This window comes from Candidatus Flexicrinis affinis, from assembly GCA_016716525.1.
Taxonomy (GTDB): domain Bacteria; phylum Chloroflexota; class Anaerolineae; order Aggregatilineales; family Phototrophicaceae; genus Flexicrinis; species Flexicrinis affinis.
The window spans coordinates 1,180,536-1,199,152 of sequence record JADJWE010000001.1; the positions used below are offsets into that span (position 1 = coordinate 1,180,536).

At 61.8% G+C, this 18,617-nt stretch carries 17 protein-coding genes and 1 tRNA gene; 8 read left to right on the forward strand and 10 right to left on the reverse strand.

What is annotated here, in order from left to right; translation table 11 throughout:
* Window positions 1-103 precede the first annotated feature (103 nt).
* The 6 genes from IPM16_04965 to IPM16_04990 all read right to left on the reverse strand — a co-directional run bounded on the left by IPM16_04965 (window position 104) and on the right by IPM16_04990 (window position 5,102).
* Complete coding sequence (locus tag IPM16_04965) at window positions 104-1,435, reverse strand: hypothetical protein (protein MBK9122460.1); 1,332 nt, start codon at window positions 1,433-1,435, stop codon at window positions 104-106.
* Between the two features lie 22 nt (window positions 1,436-1,457).
* A complete protein-coding gene (locus IPM16_04970; GenBank protein MBK9122461.1) occupies window positions 1,458-2,147 on the reverse strand; it encodes a response regulator transcription factor in 690 nt (229 codons plus the stop codon).
* 88 nt (window positions 2,148-2,235) lie between these two features.
* Window positions 2,236-3,189 (reverse strand): P1 family peptidase, encoded by a 954-nt coding sequence (locus IPM16_04975; GenBank protein ID MBK9122462.1) that lies wholly within the window; start codon window positions 3,187-3,189, stop codon window positions 2,236-2,238.
* A complete protein-coding gene (locus IPM16_04980; protein MBK9122463.1) occupies window positions 3,182-3,484 on the reverse strand; it encodes a DUF2007 domain-containing protein in 303 nt (100 codons plus the stop codon). Before IPM16_04980 ends, IPM16_04975 begins: the two co-directional genes overlap by 8 nt.
* Window positions 3,485-3,545: 61 nt before the next feature.
* A complete protein-coding gene (locus tag IPM16_04985; protein MBK9122464.1) occupies window positions 3,546-4,154 on the reverse strand; it encodes a trypsin-like peptidase domain-containing protein in 609 nt (202 codons plus the stop codon).
* A 6-nt stretch (window positions 4,155-4,160) separates the two neighbouring features.
* Window positions 4,161-5,102 (reverse strand): trypsin-like peptidase domain-containing protein, encoded by a 942-nt coding sequence (locus IPM16_04990; protein MBK9122465.1) that lies wholly within the window; start codon window positions 5,100-5,102, stop codon window positions 4,161-4,163.
* Window positions 5,103-5,298: 196 nt separating this feature from the next.
* On the opposite strand from IPM16_04990, the gene IPM16_04995 reads away from it, so the two are divergent.
* From IPM16_04995 to IPM16_05025, 7 genes are all read left to right on the forward strand, one after another.
* Window positions 5,299-6,750, forward strand: a complete 1,452-nt coding sequence (locus IPM16_04995) for a polymer-forming cytoskeletal protein (GenBank protein ID MBK9122466.1) — start codon at window positions 5,299-5,301, stop codon at window positions 6,748-6,750.
* Window positions 6,751-6,820: 70 nt separating this feature from the next.
* Complete coding sequence (locus IPM16_05000) at window positions 6,821-8,131, forward strand: NAD(P)/FAD-dependent oxidoreductase (GenBank protein ID MBK9122467.1); 1,311 nt, start codon at window positions 6,821-6,823, stop codon at window positions 8,129-8,131.
* Window positions 8,132-8,216: 85 nt separating this feature from the next.
* Window positions 8,217-9,533 (forward strand): UDP-glucose/GDP-mannose dehydrogenase family protein, encoded by a 1,317-nt coding sequence (locus IPM16_05005; GenBank protein MBK9122468.1) that lies wholly within the window; start codon window positions 8,217-8,219, stop codon window positions 9,531-9,533.
* A 116-nt stretch (window positions 9,534-9,649) separates the two neighbouring features.
* Window positions 9,650-10,942 (forward strand): insulinase family protein, encoded by a 1,293-nt coding sequence (locus IPM16_05010; protein ID MBK9122469.1) that lies wholly within the window; start codon window positions 9,650-9,652, stop codon window positions 10,940-10,942.
* Window positions 10,926-12,221: an insulinase family protein gene (locus tag IPM16_05015; GenBank protein MBK9122470.1), complete on the forward strand. Its 1,296-nt coding sequence runs from the start codon at window positions 10,926-10,928 to the stop codon at window positions 12,219-12,221. Before IPM16_05010 ends, IPM16_05015 begins: the two co-directional genes overlap by 17 nt.
* Window positions 12,222-12,257: 36 nt before the next feature.
* Window positions 12,258-13,442, forward strand: a complete 1,185-nt coding sequence (locus IPM16_05020) for a PQQ-dependent sugar dehydrogenase (GenBank protein ID MBK9122471.1) — start codon at window positions 12,258-12,260, stop codon at window positions 13,440-13,442.
* Between the two features lie 58 nt (window positions 13,443-13,500).
* Window positions 13,501-13,577: transfer RNA gene (locus IPM16_05025), tRNA-His, on the forward strand.
* A 67-nt stretch (window positions 13,578-13,644) separates the two neighbouring features.
* Here the strand turns inward: IPM16_05025 and IPM16_05030 are convergent.
* Window positions 13,645-15,057 (reverse strand): SRPBCC family protein, encoded by a 1,413-nt coding sequence (locus IPM16_05030; GenBank protein MBK9122472.1) that lies wholly within the window; start codon window positions 15,055-15,057, stop codon window positions 13,645-13,647.
* 51 nt (window positions 15,058-15,108) lie between these two features.
* Window positions 15,109-15,294, reverse strand: a complete 186-nt coding sequence (locus tag IPM16_05035) for a hypothetical protein (protein ID MBK9122473.1) — start codon at window positions 15,292-15,294, stop codon at window positions 15,109-15,111.
* Window positions 15,295-15,449: 155 nt separating this feature from the next.
* Between IPM16_05035 and IPM16_05040 the strand changes: the two genes are divergently transcribed.
* A complete protein-coding gene (locus IPM16_05040; GenBank protein ID MBK9122474.1) occupies window positions 15,450-15,896 on the forward strand; it encodes a hypothetical protein in 447 nt (148 codons plus the stop codon).
* Here the strand turns inward: IPM16_05040 and IPM16_05045 are convergent.
* Window positions 15,883-17,499 (reverse strand): NAD(P)H-hydrate dehydratase, encoded by a 1,617-nt coding sequence (locus tag IPM16_05045; GenBank protein ID MBK9122475.1) that lies wholly within the window; start codon window positions 17,497-17,499, stop codon window positions 15,883-15,885. The two genes, IPM16_05040 and IPM16_05045, sit on opposite strands and share 14 nt — an antisense overlap.
* An 11-nt stretch (window positions 17,500-17,510) precedes the next feature.
* A complete protein-coding gene (locus IPM16_05050; GenBank protein ID MBK9122476.1) occupies window positions 17,511-18,458 on the reverse strand; it encodes a polyprenyl synthetase family protein in 948 nt (315 codons plus the stop codon).
* Window positions 18,459-18,617 lie beyond the last annotated feature (159 nt).

Here is an 18,617-nt window from a genome sequence, read left to right on the forward strand (position 1 = left end):
ACTCGGGGCAACACAAACGCGCACGTTTGCAGAAACGGCGTGATGTGCAGCTATTCCGTTCCCTCAATTATATCAGGAACTTGCACGCGTCGGGATGGACGTTCTATGAACCGCTGCGGGATGCGCCATTTGGATGAACGGCCGCAATGGCAGGATCGGCGTTGAGCAGCGAGAAGCGGAAGCGCCCGCCGCCGCCGAGTTCATTGCTTTCGGCCCAGATCCGCCCGCCATGCGCGGTGACGATGTGCTTGCAGATGGCGAGGCCGAGGCCAGTGCCGTCCTTGCCGGAGCGAGATGGATCGACCTGATAGAAGCGCTCGAAGATGCGTTCGACCTGATCGGGCGAGACGCCGGGGCCGTTGTCGAGCACGCTGACGACCACTTCTTCCGCAGACGTCTCGGCCTCGATGGTGACCGCGCCGCCCTCCGGGGACCACTTCATGGCATTATGCAGGAGGTTGACGACGACTCGCTGGATGAGATCGCGGTCGCACAGGACTGTGAGCTTGGCCGGAATGTGTTTCACAATGGTGAGGTGTTTGCGCTCGGTCTGGTTGACAAGGCGTTCGACCGCGCCGTCGACAAGTTCGTGGAAGTTGACCTCGACCATGCGTACGATCGCCTGACCGGACTCGATCATGGACAGGTCCGCCATCGACTGGACGAGCCACAACAGCAGGTCGGTCTCGTGCGCGATGGCGCGCAGGCTCGAGATGCTTTCCTTGCGCTTGGGTTTGTCTTGGTCGTGGAACAATCCGTCGATGATGAGCCGGATGTTGGCGATCGGATGCCGCAGCTCGTGACTGATGTTGGCGACCATGTCGCGGCGCGAGCGATTGAGCCGCACGAGGTGGGTGATGTCGTTCAACGTGAGGCACACCAGCGAGTCGCTGCCAAGCGGGACGAACCGCGCGCGAACGAGATAGATGTCGTCATCGATGGTGACTTGTTCTTCGATGACATCGTCATGATATGCAAGCACGTTCTCGACGAGGGACACAATTGAGGGGCTGGCGGTCAAGGTTTCCAGATGGACGCCCGCTTGCGCCGAGCCGAAGATCGTTGCCGTGGCGGAATTGGCGAGCACAACCCCCATCGCCTCGTCCACGATGATCAATGCATCGTCAGTTGCGTTCAGCATGACGTTCATCATCGCGATCTGGCGCGTGAACTCGCTGCTCTGGTTGACGTACGTATTCGAGTCTGCTTCGGGGATATTGCCGGTCGCCAGCGACTGCTGCAGACTGACGAGCGCGGCGTCCCGTTTGCGCAGCGTCCCGTCGAGCGCGGTCAATGCAGATTGACGGCTGGCGAGCGTCGCGCGGACCGTTGCGAGCGTCGCTCGCATGTCGCGCATTTGGCCGCGCTGGCGGAGCGCAACCCAAGCGAGTGCTGCTGTAGATACGACCAGCAGCACAGCAATTACCTCAAGCATTCTTCAGGCCCTCTAATAGGGGCTAACCCTCGAACCGATATCCCACGCCGCGTACCGTCACGATACGCCGAGGATCGGACGGGTCGTCCTCCAGCTTTTCTCGCAGCCAGCGGATGTGAACGTCGACCGTGCGTTTGTCCACGAAGTAGTCATACCCCCACACCTTGGTGAGGATGAGATCGCGGGAAAGCACCGCGCTGCGATTGCGCATGAGCTCCGCGAGCAGATCGAACTCCTTGTTGCTAAGCTTGATCTCGTCGCTGCCCTTGAAAACACGGCGCCCTGTCAAGTTCAGCCGTAGATCGTTCGAGATGATCTCGTCCTGCTGTACCATGAGCTGACCCGGCGCGCGCCGCATGACGGCCCGTACGCGCGCCAACATTTCGCCCAAGCCAAAGGGCTTGACGATGTAGTCGTCCGCGCCGCTCTCCAAGCCGACAATCTTGTCGATCTCGTTGCCTCGCGCGGTGATCATGATGATCGGGATGTGCGAGATCGTAGAGTCGTGCCGAACCATGCGGCAAATAGTCAACCCATCCAGTTTCTTCAGCATGATGTCGAGGATGATCAGGTCAGGTACTTCGCTTCTGATCTTCTCGAGGCCGGTCTCGCCATCCGTCGCTGTCAGGACGTTAAACCCCTCGCTGCGCAGATTCGACGCCAAGTTGTGCAGCAGGGTTTCGTCGTCTTCGACGACCAGCACCTTAGGCATATTCCCCTCACGGACTTCGGAGCGCCTTAACATTATCGATGACCTTCACTAAATCCCGTTTAAGGTTCGCGTCAACTCTGTTAAAGGCTCACTCGTTCCACGCCCGCACACCGCCGCGCCCAACCGCAGCTTTGACCCCACGCCGAATGGAGCGTTCGAGAGCTTCCGCGGCAAACGCACCGATCAAGCTGGGATCGGCATCGACTTCACCGGTTGCTAGCGCGAAGATGGTGTCGCCGTCATACATCGTATGCGCGGGTCGAACGGCGCGCGCCAGTCCGTCATGCGCCATCTGAGCGACCTTATTGGTGTGCTCCTTGCTGAGCTTGGCGTTGGTCGCAACAACCCCGATGACCGTCGCTTCTGCGCCGGGTGGCGTAAGGTGAGTTTGCCGCATCCACTCGAGCATGTTGGCGTAACCGGGGGCATCCGGAAAGCTGCGCAGGCCCGCGATAATCGAACCGTCCGACTCGATCACATCGCCTTGGCAGTTCACGGCGGCCAGTGCTGCGACGATCAATCCGCCACCGAGATCCACCGCGGCGGACCCGACACCCCCTTTGGTGGCGAATTCGTTGCCACGTGCGGCGCCAACGCGGCAGCCCGTGCCGACGCCGACGCTGCCAAGCGCAACTGGACCGCCGCTCGCGGCTTTGCAAGCGGCGTAGCCCATTTCTGCGGTTGGGCGACTGTGCGGGTTGCCGATCGCGAGGTCGAAGACAATCGCTGACGGCACAATCGGGACCATGATTCCGCCCCGTGTCTCATACCCGTGCCCGTGCTGCTCGCACCACCGCATGACCCCGTCGGCGGCGGCAAGCCCAAACGCGCTGCCACCCGCCAAGCACACCGCCGACACATGTTCGACGAGGTGCATCGGCGCCAGCAGGTCGGTCTCGCGTGTGCCGGGTGCGCCACCGCGCTGATCAACGCCGCCAACCGTACCGTCCGGACACAACACCACGGTACAGCCCGTCAAGCCCGACTCGTCTGTGACGTGTCCCACGCGTACGCCATGAACCGCGGTCAACGTGTCATTCATCGCTGTCGTCCAGATTCCGTATGATTTCGCCGTCATCGAGCAGATCGGCATCGCCTGTGTCCGGATAGAGGATGGATTCGGCGGCGGCGGCATCGGCGATGTCGACCAATACGTGAATTGCGCCCAACGCACCGATATAGATGCCGAGGGCGTCGCGCCCGGCTTCGGCGTGGATCAGGGTTGCGATGCCTTCATGTTCGAGGCGTCCGGCCACGATATGCGCGTCCGGCCGCGAATTCGTCACGTAGACGCTTTGCCAGTGCGGAGAATGATCCTGTGGGCGGAGAGCTGTCATGCTGCCTTCACATCTTGCTCGTCGGCTTGATTATAGGGCAGCACGACAGTGCGTGACAAACTCAGGCGGAGCGGATCACGTCCACCCGTACTTGATGCTTGAGGAATTCAGCCGCGGTTTGCACCGGAACCGCATAGCCAACCTCGGGGCCGGTGATCATCGTGTTTATGCCGACCAACCGACCTGACGCGTCCAGCAGCGGGCCGCCGGAGTGGCCGGGCCGCAAGCTCAGGCTGAGGGCGATCCACGCGGATGCGCCGCCGTACTCCGGCAGACCATCGACGAGACCGATGACTGTCCCTGCAGTCGCCGCGCCGATGGTGCCGAACGGATGGCCGATGGCGACCACCCACTGTCCGGAGCGCACGGCCCGAGGTTTGCCAAGCGTCACGCACGGTAGGCCATGCGCCTCGACGATCACTGCGGCGAGATCCTGCGCAGGGTCGATGGCGGCGACCGCGCCGCGCAGGGTCTCACCCGTATCGAGCGTGACGCGCAAGTCGCGCGCATGCTGGACGACGTGCGCGTTGGTCACGATCAATCCGTCCGGATGCCAGATCGTACCTGCTCCCACGCCCGTGCTGAGATTCGAAATCTGGACAAGACTGCGACGGCCAACCGCGATCAGGTCGGCCATCGCTTCGTCGAAGGCGGGCAGCAGCAGCGGCATGATACGTTACTCGCGTTCCGCGATTGTCACCGGAATGTCCTGCGCCTGCCCGCCACGGATCACGCGTACCGCCACCGACTTGCCGATACGGTCGCTGTTCAGAAGCACCATCAGCTCATCCAGCGAGCGGGTACGCTGTCCGTCCAGCGCGACGACGATGTCACCTTGATACAGCCCGGCCGCATCAGCTGGGCCGCCGGCCTCGGTCGCCACGATCAGCAGTCCTGTCCGCTGGCCGATACTATCTGCGAGCGATTCGGTCAAGCGCATGGCCTGCAGGCTTACGCCGATAAATCCGCGTTTGATCTTGCCGTGTTCCGTCAACTGACCGAACACCCGCTCAAGCGTCGATACCGGAATGGTCAGGCTCGTGCCGGCGGCAACCGCCGAGGTTGTAAGACCTACGGCATGCCCGGAAGAGTCGATTAGAGGCCCGCCGCTGAAGCCCGGGTACATCACCACATCCGAGTGAATCGCACCATCCAACATGACTCCTCCGCCGCCGCGCGAGTAAGCGAAGCTGAAGCCCCCACGCCGCGGGCGGTCGTCCTCGCCGGACGGTTCGCTGGAGCCGATGGCACTCACGATTCCGGCGCTGGCTTGTTCGTTCTTCCCCGGTCGTCCCACGGCCATCACCAGATGCCCGACGCGAATATCCTTCGTCGAGCGCGCGATCGGGGTCAATCCGCCTTGCACGCGCAGCACGGCGATGTCTGTGGACGGGTCGCGGCCGACCAATTCGGCAGGTACGGACTCGCCGGATGGCAGCCCAATGCGAATCCCTTCGCTGCGTTCGACGACGTGGTTGGCGGTAACGATTGCCGTGTCCGTCCACGCGATACCGCTGGCAGGCAGCCTGCGGCGGGCTTCCACGCGGACAATGCTGCCGGCGGCTTGTGCGACCGCATCGGCGAGGGCGTCACTAAATGCTTCAAGTGAGGTAGGCATGTGCTACTCCGTTTCTAATCGCAAATCGTGCGACGCCCACAGCATGCCACATACAGCACCGTGCTCGGATCATCAGCGCTGGTGGCGCGGGCCTATCCAAACGGGTAGGGCGTTCCCGACCGGACGCACGAACGCATATAGCGCAACCCGTAACGCGCCATTATGATTGGCTGGTGACTTGATACGTGGAGCCGGTATGCGTTCTAGCCGGATGCTGCTGATCGGTTTGATCCTGCTCATCGCGGGTGGAGCCGCAGCGACCGAAGTGATGCAGGCGACGACCTGTACTGTTGAAGCGGACGAAGTGGTCGACGGCACGCTGTTTGCCGTCTGTCGCGACCTCACCATCGATGGTCGTGTCGACGGCCCTGTGATTGCCGCCGCCCTGACCGTCCAGATCAACGGAACAGTGACGGATGACGTTTACCTGTTGGCAAGAAGTGTCGACGTTACTGGCACGCTCGGGGACGATGTCCACGCGTTTGCCGGGTCGATTCGGATGCTGGCCGGATCCTCAATTGACGATGGCGCACTGCGCACGGTGAGCGCCGCGGTCCAGGTGTCGGACGGGGCGCGAATCGACGGCGACATCCAGACCGTTGCATTGCAGTTGGAGCACCGCGGCGACGCCGGGCGTGACTTGATGTTCACGGGGACGTCGTTGGCTGTCTCCGGCCGCGTTGTCCGCGACGTTCACGCTTCGGTTGGCGATGCGCGCGAGGAGATGGCGCCGCCGTTGGGCTTGACCCTGCTGTCTGTGCTGTTTGGAATCGAGCCCGCACTCCCGGGTCTGACGATTGAGGAGGGCGCGACAGTCGGCCGCAATGTCGATTACATCGCCGCGGCACCGGCGCGCATCGACGGCAGTGTGGGCGCCGACATCACCTACACGCTGGCGAGCAACTCGCCGACGATTGAGGAGTTGGTGGCTGAGGAGAGCCGCAGCGACGCGCTTCGTCAGTTCTTTGGCCAAGTCGTGCAAGACATCGTGGCGCTCACAGTCCTTGGCAGCATCGCGCTCTTGGTGGTTCCACGCGTCGTGCAGAGACCGGCACGTGCGGTGGGCAAGCAGGTAATCTCCAATACGATCGTCGGCGGCGTGAGCCTGTTGCTCGCCCTGCCGATAACGGCGTTGGCGCTGATTGTGAGTGTGTTCGTCGTCGCGGTTTTCGCGTTGATTCGCATCGACTCGCTCACGGTCGCATCGCTCGTGACCTTCGGTATCGTAGACATTGGCGGGGTGGCGATCTTCCTGTATGTGGCGGCGTACGTTGCGCGGGTCGTCGTCGCGGCCGCCGTGGGGACGATCATCCTCGAGCGTGTATCGGCGAAAGACCTTACATCGCGCGACTGGATGCTTGCGACCGCGGTCGGCGCGACCGTCATCGCGCTGTTGTCCGCCCTGCCGACGGTTGGGTGGGTATTCAACTTCATCTGTATTGCGATCGGCTTCGGTACGCTGGTTCGGATGTTTGTGCGCTATCTGCGGACGAGCACGCCACATGCGGCCGCGCCGGTGCGACTGGTATTGACTCCGGGCGCAATCACGCTGTCACCGCAGCTCCCGCCGCCGTTGGTCGACGAGACGCCGCCGGCACGCGGAATGGACAACCTTCCCGAAGGCTTTCGCTGGTGGGATGATGAGTAATTGTGTTCTTTGTGGTGTAATACGCGTATAGAGGGCGCGCTTAAGCGCGTCATGTCGTGAAGAGTAGGACATGAAGACAGCCATCATCGGCGCTGGGGTCGCAGGCCTCGCCGCAGCATGGGATCTCGCTAGAGCGGGTCACGAAGTTGTGGTCTTTGAGGCCGCCGACCGAGTCGGCGGCCTAGCCAGCGGCTTTAAGGACGAGTCTTGGGCGTGGTCGCTTGAGAAGTTCTATCATCACTGGTTCGAGACGGACGCGGACTTGCTGCGATTTGCGCGCGAGCTTGGCCTTGACGAGAAGATCATGTTCCCGCGTCCAAAGACCAGCTATTGGCTCGACGGCAAGATCTACCGTTCAGAAATGAATCTATCGACTCTGCAGCTTCCGCTGTCATGGATTGGACTGATTCGCCTCGGGCTGGCCGGCGTGTTTCTCAAGCTCACGCCGTGGTGGCAGCCGCTGGAGAATACGACAGCAGATGCATGGCTGCGGCGATGGATGGGCAACGAGGTTTATACCAAGTTATGGTGTCCGCTGCTGATCGGTAAGTTTGCCGACCGCTACCGCGACGTGAATATGGCGTGGATGTGGGCGCGGATCAAGGCGCGCAGCGTCAAGCTTGGCACGTATGAAGGCGGCTTCCAGTCCTTTGTCGACGACGCGGCCGACGTGGTGCGCAGGGCGGGTGTCGATATTCGACTGTCGACGCCGGTGACATCGCTCGAGCAGGTGTCGGCAGGCTGGCGACTCACCGCTGCGAACACGGACATCATCGTCGACCGTGTGCTTTCGACATCATCGCCTTCCGGGCTGCTGAAGCAAGCGCCCGCGCTCGCCAATACCGACTATGGCCGCGCTGTTGCCAGCTTGGATTCGATCGGCGCGGTTTGCGTCGTGTATGCGTTGAAGCGCAGCGTACTGACCGATGGCACATACTGGCTCAACCTGCCGGCGGCGTCGGCGGACAAGGCCAAGAACCCGTTTCCGTTTCTTGCTATGGTCGAGCATACCAACTGGCTGGACAGCGCAAATTACGATGGTGACGTACTGGTGTACTGTGGCGATTATGCCGACCCGAACCACGAGTACTTCACACTCTCGGACGAGGACATGATCGACCGGTTTGCGCAGGCGTTCAAGACCGTGAATCCCGACTACGAGCCGAGCTGGATCCGCAAGGCGTGGGTGTGGCGCGCGCCGTACGCACAGCCCGTGCCGAAGGTCGGCCACTCGGCCTGCATCCCTGATCTGGCTACACCGCTTCCGGGGTTGTGGTGGGCGAGCATGAGTCAGGTTTACCCGTGGGACCGCGGCACCAATTACGCCGTTGAGATCGGTCGGCGCGCGGCGCGGCGCATCATCGCCGAGGCGGGCACATGACGCGCCAGCGGTTGGGAAGGATATTCGCCGGCACACATGCCGGATGCAGTTCTTGTGCGATTTGGGCCTAAAGGGGGCGAAATCCATGAAACACATTTGCGTGATTGGTACCGGGTATGTGGGGCTGGTTAACGCGACCTGTTTCGCCGAGCTGGGCAACATGGTCGTGACCGTCGACATTGACGAACGCAAGATCGCCGCGCTGAACAACGGCGAAATGCCGATCTACGAGCCGGGGCTGGCCGAGATTGTCGATCGCAACGTGCGCGCGGGCCGTCTGTCGTTCACGACATCCTACGAAGAGGGGATGCGTGACGCCGAGTTCGCGTTTATCTGCGTCGGCACGCCAGAAGGGGACGACGGCGAGGCGGAGCTGAAGTACGTGCGGTCAGCGGCCGCTAGCATCGCGGCTCACATGACGCATCCGCTCATCATCATCAACAAGTCAACGGTTCCGGTTGGAACAGGCGACATCGTGGCAAACGTCGTGAAGAATAATCTGCCACAGCCCATCAAGTTCGCGGTCGTGAGCTGCCCGGAGTTCCTGCGCGAAGGCGCGGCGGTGCAGGACTTCATGTTCCCGGATCGCACCGTCCTCGGCTCGATCGAGGAAGATCGCTGGGCGGCCGAGGCGGTCGCGCAGTTGTACCTACCACTTCGGGCGCCGATTGTGATGACCGACCTGCGCACGGCGGAGATGATCAAGTATGCGTCGAATGCCTTTCTGGCGACGCGCCTGAGCTTCATTAACGAGATCGCCAACATCTGCGAACGGCTTGGCGCCGACGTGATCGAAGTGGCGCAAGGCATGGGGTTCGACAAACGGATCGGGCACCACTTCTTGCAGCCCGGAATTGGGTATGGCGGAAGCTGTTTCCCGAAGGACGTGAAGGCTCTGACGTTCATGGCCGCGGAAGCGGGCGCGCATCCACAGCTTCTGAACGCTGTGACCGACATCAACAAGTTCCAGCGCAAACTGGCCGTCAACAAGCTGCACGACCTGCTGGGCGACTGCAGTGGCAAGACGATCGCCATACTGGGGTTGGCGTTCAAGGAGAACACAGACGACATCCGCGAGTCGCCGTCGTTGGACATCGCAAAGACACTGCTTTCGCGCGGTGCGATCGTACGCGGTTACGATCCTGTGGCCATGGAGGCCGCAGGTGACGCGATGCCGGACATCATCATGTGCGAGAATGCGTATGACGCTGTCGCCGGGGCGGATGCTGTTCTGATCGGCACGCCGTGGAACGAATTCAAGCAGCTTGACCTGGCGCGGTTGCACACGTTGTTGAACCAGCCGATTATGGTCGACGGGCGCAATATGTACGATCCACAGCGCATGAAAGCGCTAGGTTTCCAATATCGCGGTGTCGGCCGCGGCTACAACGGTGACGACTAGGGCGTCATCGGGTTCTCGTTAGCAAGACATAAGCAAACGCCGGGTATGGTTCCGACTACCCGGCGTTTGTCGTATAATCCGCCGTGCGAAATCAATCGAAACGACAGGTGTCCTACGTGACAGTACAGAGGCACGTCCTTGACAACGGTCTCGTCGCCATCCTCAAAGAGGTTCAAAGCGCCCCACTGATTAGCTGGTGGGTGCTCTACCGCATCGGAAGCCGCAACGAGCCGACGGGTAAGACAGGCATCTCGCATTGGGTCGAACACATGATGTTCAAGGGAACCGATGCGTTCCCCGCCAAAGAAGTCGACAAGATGTTCGACCGGCTTGGCGGCACGTGGAATGCCCAAACCTCGTTCGACTACACGGCGTACTACGAGACCCTCCCTGCAGACAAGATCGACCTTGCGCTGCGCCATGAGGCGGACCGCATGGTTAACGCGCGCTTCGATGTCGAGGAGGTCGAGTCCGAGCGCACCGTCATCATCAGCGAGCGGCAGGGTCTCGAGAACTCGCCACTGTTCTGGCTCGACGAGGAGATTTCGGCCGCGGCATTCCGCGTGCACGGGTACCATCACGAGATCGTTGGCGACCTGCACGATCTGCGCACGATGACGCGCGACGATCTGTATTCACACTACCGGCGCTATTACGTGCCCAACAACGCGATTGTGGTCGCCGTCGGAGCATTCGACCCGGACGACATGCTTGCGCGGATTCGCCAGCACTTCGGCGCAGTTCCAGCAGGCGACACGCCGGTGCCGTTCGTGCGCCCCGAGCCAGAGCAGCAGGGCGAACGGCGTGTCGTGGTCGAGCGACCGGGCCATACGGCGTTTCTCGAATACGCCTATCGTGCGCCGGCCGCCAGCGACGACGACTTCTATGCGCTGACGATCCTCAACAGCATTCTCACCGGCCCAGATGGTCAGATCGACAACAAGACGAGTCGCTTATACCGTGCATTGGTCGAGACCGAAATCGCCGCATCAATTGGTGGCGGGCTGGTCCCGACGGTCGATCCGTACGTGTACTCGATCATCGTGACGCTGCGCGATGGACGAACGATCGCGGAGGCCGAAGCGGTGCTTGAAGCGGAGATTGCACGCCTGATCGCCGGCGACGTATCGCAAGCGGAGGTCGACAAGGCCAAGAAACAGGCTCGGGCCTCGTTCGCGTACACGACCGAGACGGTGACCGGACAGGGTTACTGGCTGGCGTTCGCCGAGAACCTCGGCTCATACACGTGGTTCGAGGGGTATATCGACAGCCTCGATCAGGTGACACTGGATGACGTGAAATCGGCGGCGGTTCGCTATCTGCGGCCGAAGAACCGCGTGGTCGGGCACTTGATCCCGACCGGACTTCAAGACGGAGCACACGACGAGGACGATGATGACGCAGAATAACGTGGCGCACGCTATGCCGAACTCGTCCAACATTACCCGGACCGTGCTCTCCAATGGCGTCACGGTGCTGGTGCGCGCGAATCCGAGCGTGAAATCGGTGGTGCTCGTCGGACAGATGCGGGGCGGCTCGCTTTACGAGGCGTCGCAGTACAACGGGCTGGCCTCCATGACCGCAGCTAGCCTCATGCGAGGTACGGCGGCCCGCGACTTGCAGACGATTGCATCGCGCCTGGAGGACATCGGCGCGGACTTCGACTTCGCCGCGGGCGTGCATCACGTCAGCTTCGGCGGAAAGGCGCTTGCGGAAGACCTGCCAGTGCTGATCGATACGCTGTCTGACTGTGTGATGCACCCGGTGTTCCCGTCCGATCAGGTGGACCGGTTGCGCGGCGAGGTGATGACGTGGCTGCAGTACAGCCTGCAAGACACCCGGCGGCAGGCGGCGCGCGCATTCCGCGAGTCGCTTTACGATGTCTCGCATCCGTACCACTATTCGCCGCGCGGCACGTTGGAGTCGCTGCCCGGGATCGACGCGCAGATGCTCAAGCAGTTCCACGCGTCGAACTACGGCCCGGAGGGCATGACCATCGTCATCGTCGGCGCGGTGGATCCCGCCGAGGCCGTCGATGCCGTGCGCGCCAAGCTGGAGATGTGGGCTGTGCCGGATCAAGCGCCGGCGCGGTCTGCCGGTAGTGCAGCGAACGTTGAACGGACTGTCCACACGCATGTGCCGATCCCCGGCAAGACGCAGTCGGACGTGGTCATCGGCGTTGTTGGGCCCGAGCGACGCAGTCCGGACTTTCAGGCGGCGCGGATCGCCAACAGCATTCTTGGCGAATTCGGCATGATGGGGCGTATCGGAGACGAGGTGCGCGAGAAGGCCGGCATGGCCTACTATGCGTACTCCAAGCTCGAAGGCGGCTACGGGCCGGGCGCGTGGTCGATATCGGCAGGGGTTAATCCCTTGAACGTCGAGCGTGCCGTCGACCTGTCGCTGCAGGAAGTGCGCAAAATGGCAGATCAGCTTGTGACTGAAGCCGAGCTTGACGACAACAAGTCGTACTTTGTCGGGCGGATGCCGCTGCAGCTTGAAACGAACGAGGGGCTGGCCAGTGCAATCCTGTCGATGGAGACTTACGAGCTGGGGCTCGACTATCTAGTGGATTACCCGGCGCATGTCAACGCCGTGACGGCCGACGCCGTGCGCGAGGCGTTGCGTACCTATTGGGTGCCGGATGCGGCGGTGGTCGCTGTGGCAGGCCCGGCCGATCAGGGGTAGGGCAGTTCTTGTACGTTGTATTGTGAGGTCAGTATCGTGAAACGAATGATCGTGGTTCTGCTTGTGGCCGTTCTCGGGATGGGGCTTGCTGCGCAGGCACAGGATGAGGAACCGCTAACGCTGCTGATGACCCCGCCGGATCTCGACTCGTTCAAATTGACGCTGGTCGCGAATGGCTTTCAACGTCCGCTGTTGGTGACCCATGCCGGCGACGGGTCGGGCCGGGTGTTCATCGTCGAGCAGACCGGGCGAGTGTGGGTATTGAAGGACGGCGAGATCGGGAGTTCGCCGTTTCTCGACCTCAGCGATCGTGTCACCCAAGCCGTTACGCGCGGATACTCGGAACTCGGGCTTCTCGGGTTGGCATTCCATCCCGAGTTTGTCGACAATGGCCTGATGTACGTGAGCTACAACGATCGCAACAACACGTCGATCGTGTCTCGCATTCAACTTGCCGAGAACAACCCTGACGTTGGCGATCGCTCGACCGAGCAAGTCCTAATGACCCTGCGTCAACCGTACCCGAACCACAACGGCGGTCACATCGCATTTGGCCCGGACGGCTACCTGTATATCTCATTCGGTGACGGCGGATCGGCCGGCGATCCGCTCGATACCGGTCAGAACCCTGCCGACTGGTACGGCAGCATCCTGCGGATCGATGTGGACTCGGGCGACCCATACGCCATACCCGAGGACAATCCGCACGTAGCGAACCCGTCGTTTGCGCACGAGGTCTGGTCGTACGGTCTGCGCAATGTGTGGAAGTTCAGCTTCGATCGCGCGACCGGCGATATGTATTTGGCGGACGTCGGTCAGAACGTGTGGGAGGAGGTCAACTTCCAGCCTGCGGACTCGACCGGTGGCGAGAACTACGGCTGGTCCGATTACGAGGCCAGTGCGCCGTACGCCGTCGGCACGGTGCCGCCGGGGATGGTGTATCCGTTCGCTGAATATCGTCACTCGGCCGGGCACTGTTCAGTATCCGGCGGATACGTGTATCGCGGCACTCAGCTCCCGCAGCTTCAAGGCGTTTACTTCTTCGGCGATTTCTGCACCGGACAAATCTGGGCAAGCTGGCGCGACTCTGCTGGCACATGGCAGACGGCCGAGGCGATGGACGCCGGATTCCAGATCAGTGCGTTTGGCGAGGATGAAGCCGGCGAGCTGTACGTCGTCAACTACAACGGCGAAGTGTATCGTGTCGATCCCCTACAATAGGGGAGGCTTGTGCTAGACACCCTGACGTCACCTATGCTATACTACCGGGCGCATCATGGTGGGTGTAGCTCAGTTGGTTAGAGCGTCTGGTTGTGGCCCAGAAGGCCGTGGGTTCAAGTCCCATCACTCACCCCACAGAATCGACGAAAAGACCCCGGCAGTACGCGGGGTCTTTCTTGTCGTTGGGCAGATCACGGTGAACTTAATACGCGCGCCGGACTTTCACCGCATGCATCCGCGCATACAGCCGATGTCCATCGCGCTTGCGCGCCGGAGCGGCGACCGCTTCTTCAACCGCGACCGCTGAATCGACGCGTACCGGCATTGGAACAACCGCGACTGGCTTAGGCGCATCCGGTCGAGAGAAGCTAATTGGCTCGGGGCGGTCGAACTGCTCTTTCGAGTAGGCCTCAAGCTCCTGCGTTTCGCTCGGCTTGGGAAGTCCAAACACCTCGAATACGCTGATCCGCGACGTATCGTGGACCTTGTCGCGCTTGGTCGTGGACGGCGGTGAGGCGACCGGTGCCTCGGATGGGGTTGCGTACTGAGCGACAACCGGTGCTGTGTCGGAGACGCGCGGCGGTGACGTGTCTTCCAGAGGGTTGACCGCTGGTGCAGCAGCGACAGCGGCCTCAACTGGGGGCTCGCCCTCCGTCTGCGATGTTTTGGCTTCGACCGGCTCGGTCGATTCTGCGGCGGGTTGTTCGGCAATATCTGGCGCCTTGGCCTCCACAGGCTCGGTCGCCTGCGGTACGGGTTCGCCTATTGAGGGGGCAGCCACGGCAGCAGGGACATCGGCGGCAGGTGTTGGCGGTGTCTCAGCGATTGGCGGAACGATTGGGGCAGCAGGTGGTCCGACTACGACTTCTGGCGTGGTCGACTCAACGACGAGGAAATCTGGTTCAGCCGGTACGTTGACTTCAGGCACCGACGCTGCGGGCTGGGCGGGAGCAGGTTCAGCCGGCGTGGCAGGGGTGACGAGTGGGCGCGGCTTGGTATCGTCGGGCTTGAATGCAGGCTCATCGAACGTAGCCGCTGGCTGGGGTTTGGTAGGCTGGCGCGCCTGCCCCTTAACTAACGCGGCGCTGCCCTCCGCTGTGTCGCCATACGGGTGGCGCGGGCGGTACGTGGCGCGCGCTTCGACGCCCGGGTCGTCTCGCATGAGCGACTTGGCTTGAAACGTCTCGACTTCCTTCGACTTCGTGATTAGCCGATACAGCCCGCGCAGGCTGTCGATGATGATCGCCTCTTGACTGCGCCCCGCGCTACCGCCAAAAAGTCCGGCGCGATAGCTGAACGTCCACTGCACGATCGTGCCTTCAGGCACTTCTTGGAGCCGGACGGTTCCTTTGTTGTCCCGATACGAACCGCCCTCGACGATCTTGTATTCGTAGCCGAAGCGGTCGTACCACGCGGTGATTTCGAGAACGACATCGCGCCCGCGATCAGGTGTGATGCGCAGGCGAGCCCCGGGCTGGATCTTCGTGTTGGACGTAAGCATGGTCGTCGAGCGACAGTTGGCCTGCCACTCGGCGTTGCGCTTGAGATCGCCCACGAAGTGCCATACCCGTTCGGGTGACGTCGGAATCAAGATTCGATGGTCTATGAGGTTCATCGAGTGCGTGCCTTGGACGTCTGCGGTACTTCGCTAGGTTTGAAAGTTATGTTACACTCGCCACGAATTGTAACACGGATTAGCGAAAGTCTGCATGTAGTGCCCGGTCCCGGCCTTGTATTTGCGTTTGCCCTGGCGACCCTCTACGGCGCTCTGTTTCACTTCATCTTTGGCGGCGATGCGCGCCGGCTTGCCGTGTTTCTGTTGGCGAGCTGGATCGGATTTGCGGTCGGTCATGTTATTGGTGTCATCGCCGGTATCGAGCTCTTGAGTCTGGGTGGCCTGCGGGCAGCGGCCGCTAGCGGTGGATCTCTCCTTGCACTGATGTCTGTGCGCGCCTTGACCACAGGGCAGCGCAGACGCCGTCCTGCACGCTGAATGGCGGTGTTCAGTTGACTGAAGCGAAACCGAAACCGAAACTGACGAAGGTTCTGCGGGCGGTCGTCATTGGTTATGCTGCGTTTGTCTTGATTCTGATCGTCGTCGGTGTGTTAATCGCTCGGGCCGATCCTGAGCGTGCCGCTTCGGTGATTGCCTACATACGGGACTTACTGCTTGTCGTAATCTTTGCCACCACGACAGTCGTATTGCTTGGAACAGCAATTCTTGTCTTGCAGATCGCCGCGCTTGCTGGCGTCCTGAAGATTCAGACCGATGCGATCGTCGGTGAGATACGCGGCGCTGTATCGGCCGTGCGTGGTGCCGCAGTCTTCGTTGCAGAGACCGTGGCTTCGCCTGTGATACGCGTCATGGGATTTATCGGCGGTCTGTTCGCGTTCTTGCGGGAGATCACGGGCCTGCGCCGGGCGTTGAGGCGCAAGCCGCCTAGCCAGTCTTGATTCTCGCGATGGCAACCGGGATCGCCCGTGCCACATCGCTCGCCATCACACCCGCCGCTTCACCGATCTGTTCCGCGGCGATCACCCCGGCCAGCGCGTGAACGTAGACCCCTGCGGATGCGGCGTCGATCTCGCTCAATCCCTGCGCAAGCAACCCTGCAACAGCCCCTGCCAGCACGTCCCCCGTACCGGCTTTTGCGAGCGCATCCGTTTTGAACGGGCTGACTCGTACCGGTTTGTTGGGCGCGGCGATAAGTGTATGGGCGCCTTTCAGAACCGATACCACGCCAGCTTCTGCCGCCTGCGACGCCGCTGCGAACCGATCTTTCTGAACATCGTCTGTGGACGTCCTCAGCAGGCGCGCCATCTCGCCGGGATGCGGCGTGATTACGGCGCGTTTTGGGAGCAGGTTCGCCCAAGATCCTTGGCCGGCAAGCACGTTCAAAGCATCGGCGTCCAATACCAGCGGCACATCGGGACGGGACTCTCGAACGTAACTCAGTACCGCGAGCGTTCGCCCGGCCGCAAGCTCGGAACTGCCAAGCCCGGGTCCGATCAGCACGACATCTGCGGCATCGATCGAATCGCGCAGCATGTCGTCTAGCGCGTCGTCGCCGAGCGGGAGCCAGATCGGCTCGAGAATTCCGCCCTGTATGGAGCGCGCAACCGATGCAGGCGCGGCGACTTCGACCAGACCTGCGCCCACACGGTAGGCACCGAGCGCGGCGAGTCCCGCGGCGCCGGGCAAACGGTCCGAGCCGGCGATTACAAGCACGCGGCCAAAGGTCCCCTTATGTCCGTCGGCCGACCGGGAGGGCAGGAGGCCACGCACATATTCGTTGCCGAGCAGTATCCCGCTGGCGAATTTGGCCGGCTTCACGTCGTCGGGCAGGTCTAGTGGCGCGACGATCACCCGGCCTGCTTTGAGGACGGCATCACCAGTCAGCAGCCCGGGTTTTGCACCGATGAACGTAATCGTCTCGTCGGCGGTCAACGTCACAGCGTCACATTCACCCGTGAGCGTATCGACTCCGCTCGGGCAGTCTACGGCCAACACGCGCACTGTCGGGCGCAAGACTTGGCCCGGTGCCGTCGGGTCAATCGAAGGGCTTGCGCGCCTTGCCGATGCGCGTTCGTTGAGCGCTTGCCGTACGTGTCGAAGCGTGCGCTGGGCTGTGTCGCGCAGAGGGAGACGAATGCCAATTCCGAACAGCGCGTCGATGACGAGATCGGCGCTAGCGGTCACGTGCTTGGCCACCCGTCCGTCGCGGTCGTCTTCTGCGTAGGCAGCGAACACGCCGCGATCGAGCGCATGCTGCATAAGTGGGTCGTCGTCGCGCCGGTCGAGGAGGTAGAGGCGAATCTGCGACCCGGCAAGCTGCTCGGCCAACCGCGCTGCGGCTACCAGTCCATCGCCTCCGTTATTGCCCTTGCCGACAAGAACGGTAACGCGCGGGCCAGAGACGCCGTCGAGCATCGAAACAGCGCGAGCCGCGATTTCGCGGCCCGCATCTTGCATCATCTGGTCATATGTGTAACCGGCGTCGTTTGCCGCCTGTTCGATCTCACGGATCTGTTCGGGTGTGAAGATCCAGAGGGTCATGATAGTTCGACTTAGTGATCGCGCTCGACGATGTATCGGGCCAGCGCGATCAGCTCGTCCTTGGCCGGGCTGTCGCTCAAGACTTCGAGCTCGTTGATGGCCGAATCGATCAGCATTTTCGCCTGTTGTTTGCCCTCGGCGACGGAGTTTCCTGCGAGCGCTTTGGCCTTGATCGACGAAACGACGTCGGCGGTGGAGCCTCCGTTGACGGACGCAATGCCGCGGCCCTGCTTGAGGTCTACGCCGGCGGTCTTGCCCAGCTGCGTCTCATCCGCAGTCAAGTCGAGGATGTCGTCCACGATTTGGAACGCAAGCCCGATGTTGAAGCCGAAGCGGCCGAGCGCTTCCGCTACACGGTCGCTGGCGCTGGCGGCACGGGCACCCATCAGCGCGCCGGCACGGAACAACGACGCCGTCTTTCGGGCGATGATGTCCATGTAGACCTGACGGGTGAAGCGCTGCTCTTTGACCGCCTGTGCCTGCAGCGTCTCGCCTTCAACGAGCGCGACTGTCGCTTCTGCCAGAATGACGTTCATGCCTTGGTGCGGCGCCATCAACTCATAGACCTTCGTAAATAGAAAGTCCCCGGTGAGAAGGGCAAATGTGCGGCCCCAGATCGCATTGACCGAGGGCTTTCCGCGCCTGACCACGCCGTGGTCGTTAATGTCGTCATGCACTACGCTTGCCGTATGGACCAGTTCCAACGCGGCCGCCAACGAAATCACGCCATCGACCGCCTTGCCTCCACTCGCCAGATGGCTGAGCAGGACGAGGCGCGGGCGTACCCGCTTCCCGCCGGCACTTAGGATGTGGCGGCTGGCATCGTCCAGGATGGAAACATCACTCTTGCACGCCTCGAGCATGCGCGCTTCAACCGCGGTTAACCCTGCCTCGATGATCTGGGCGGTAGGGTGGGCGGGAGGTTCGACGTCAAGCCGAGCCACTGCGTTCATCGCCATGGGGCGTCCTTTGCTCTAGGCTTCGCGTTTGTGACTTTCAGAACTATCTAAAACTATTTTACACATAGTATGAAGGTGGGTCAACCAATCTAGCCCAGTCCATAGATCACATTCAACCAGCGTTCATTCAGCGGCACTTGCCTTCATATCTCCACCGGC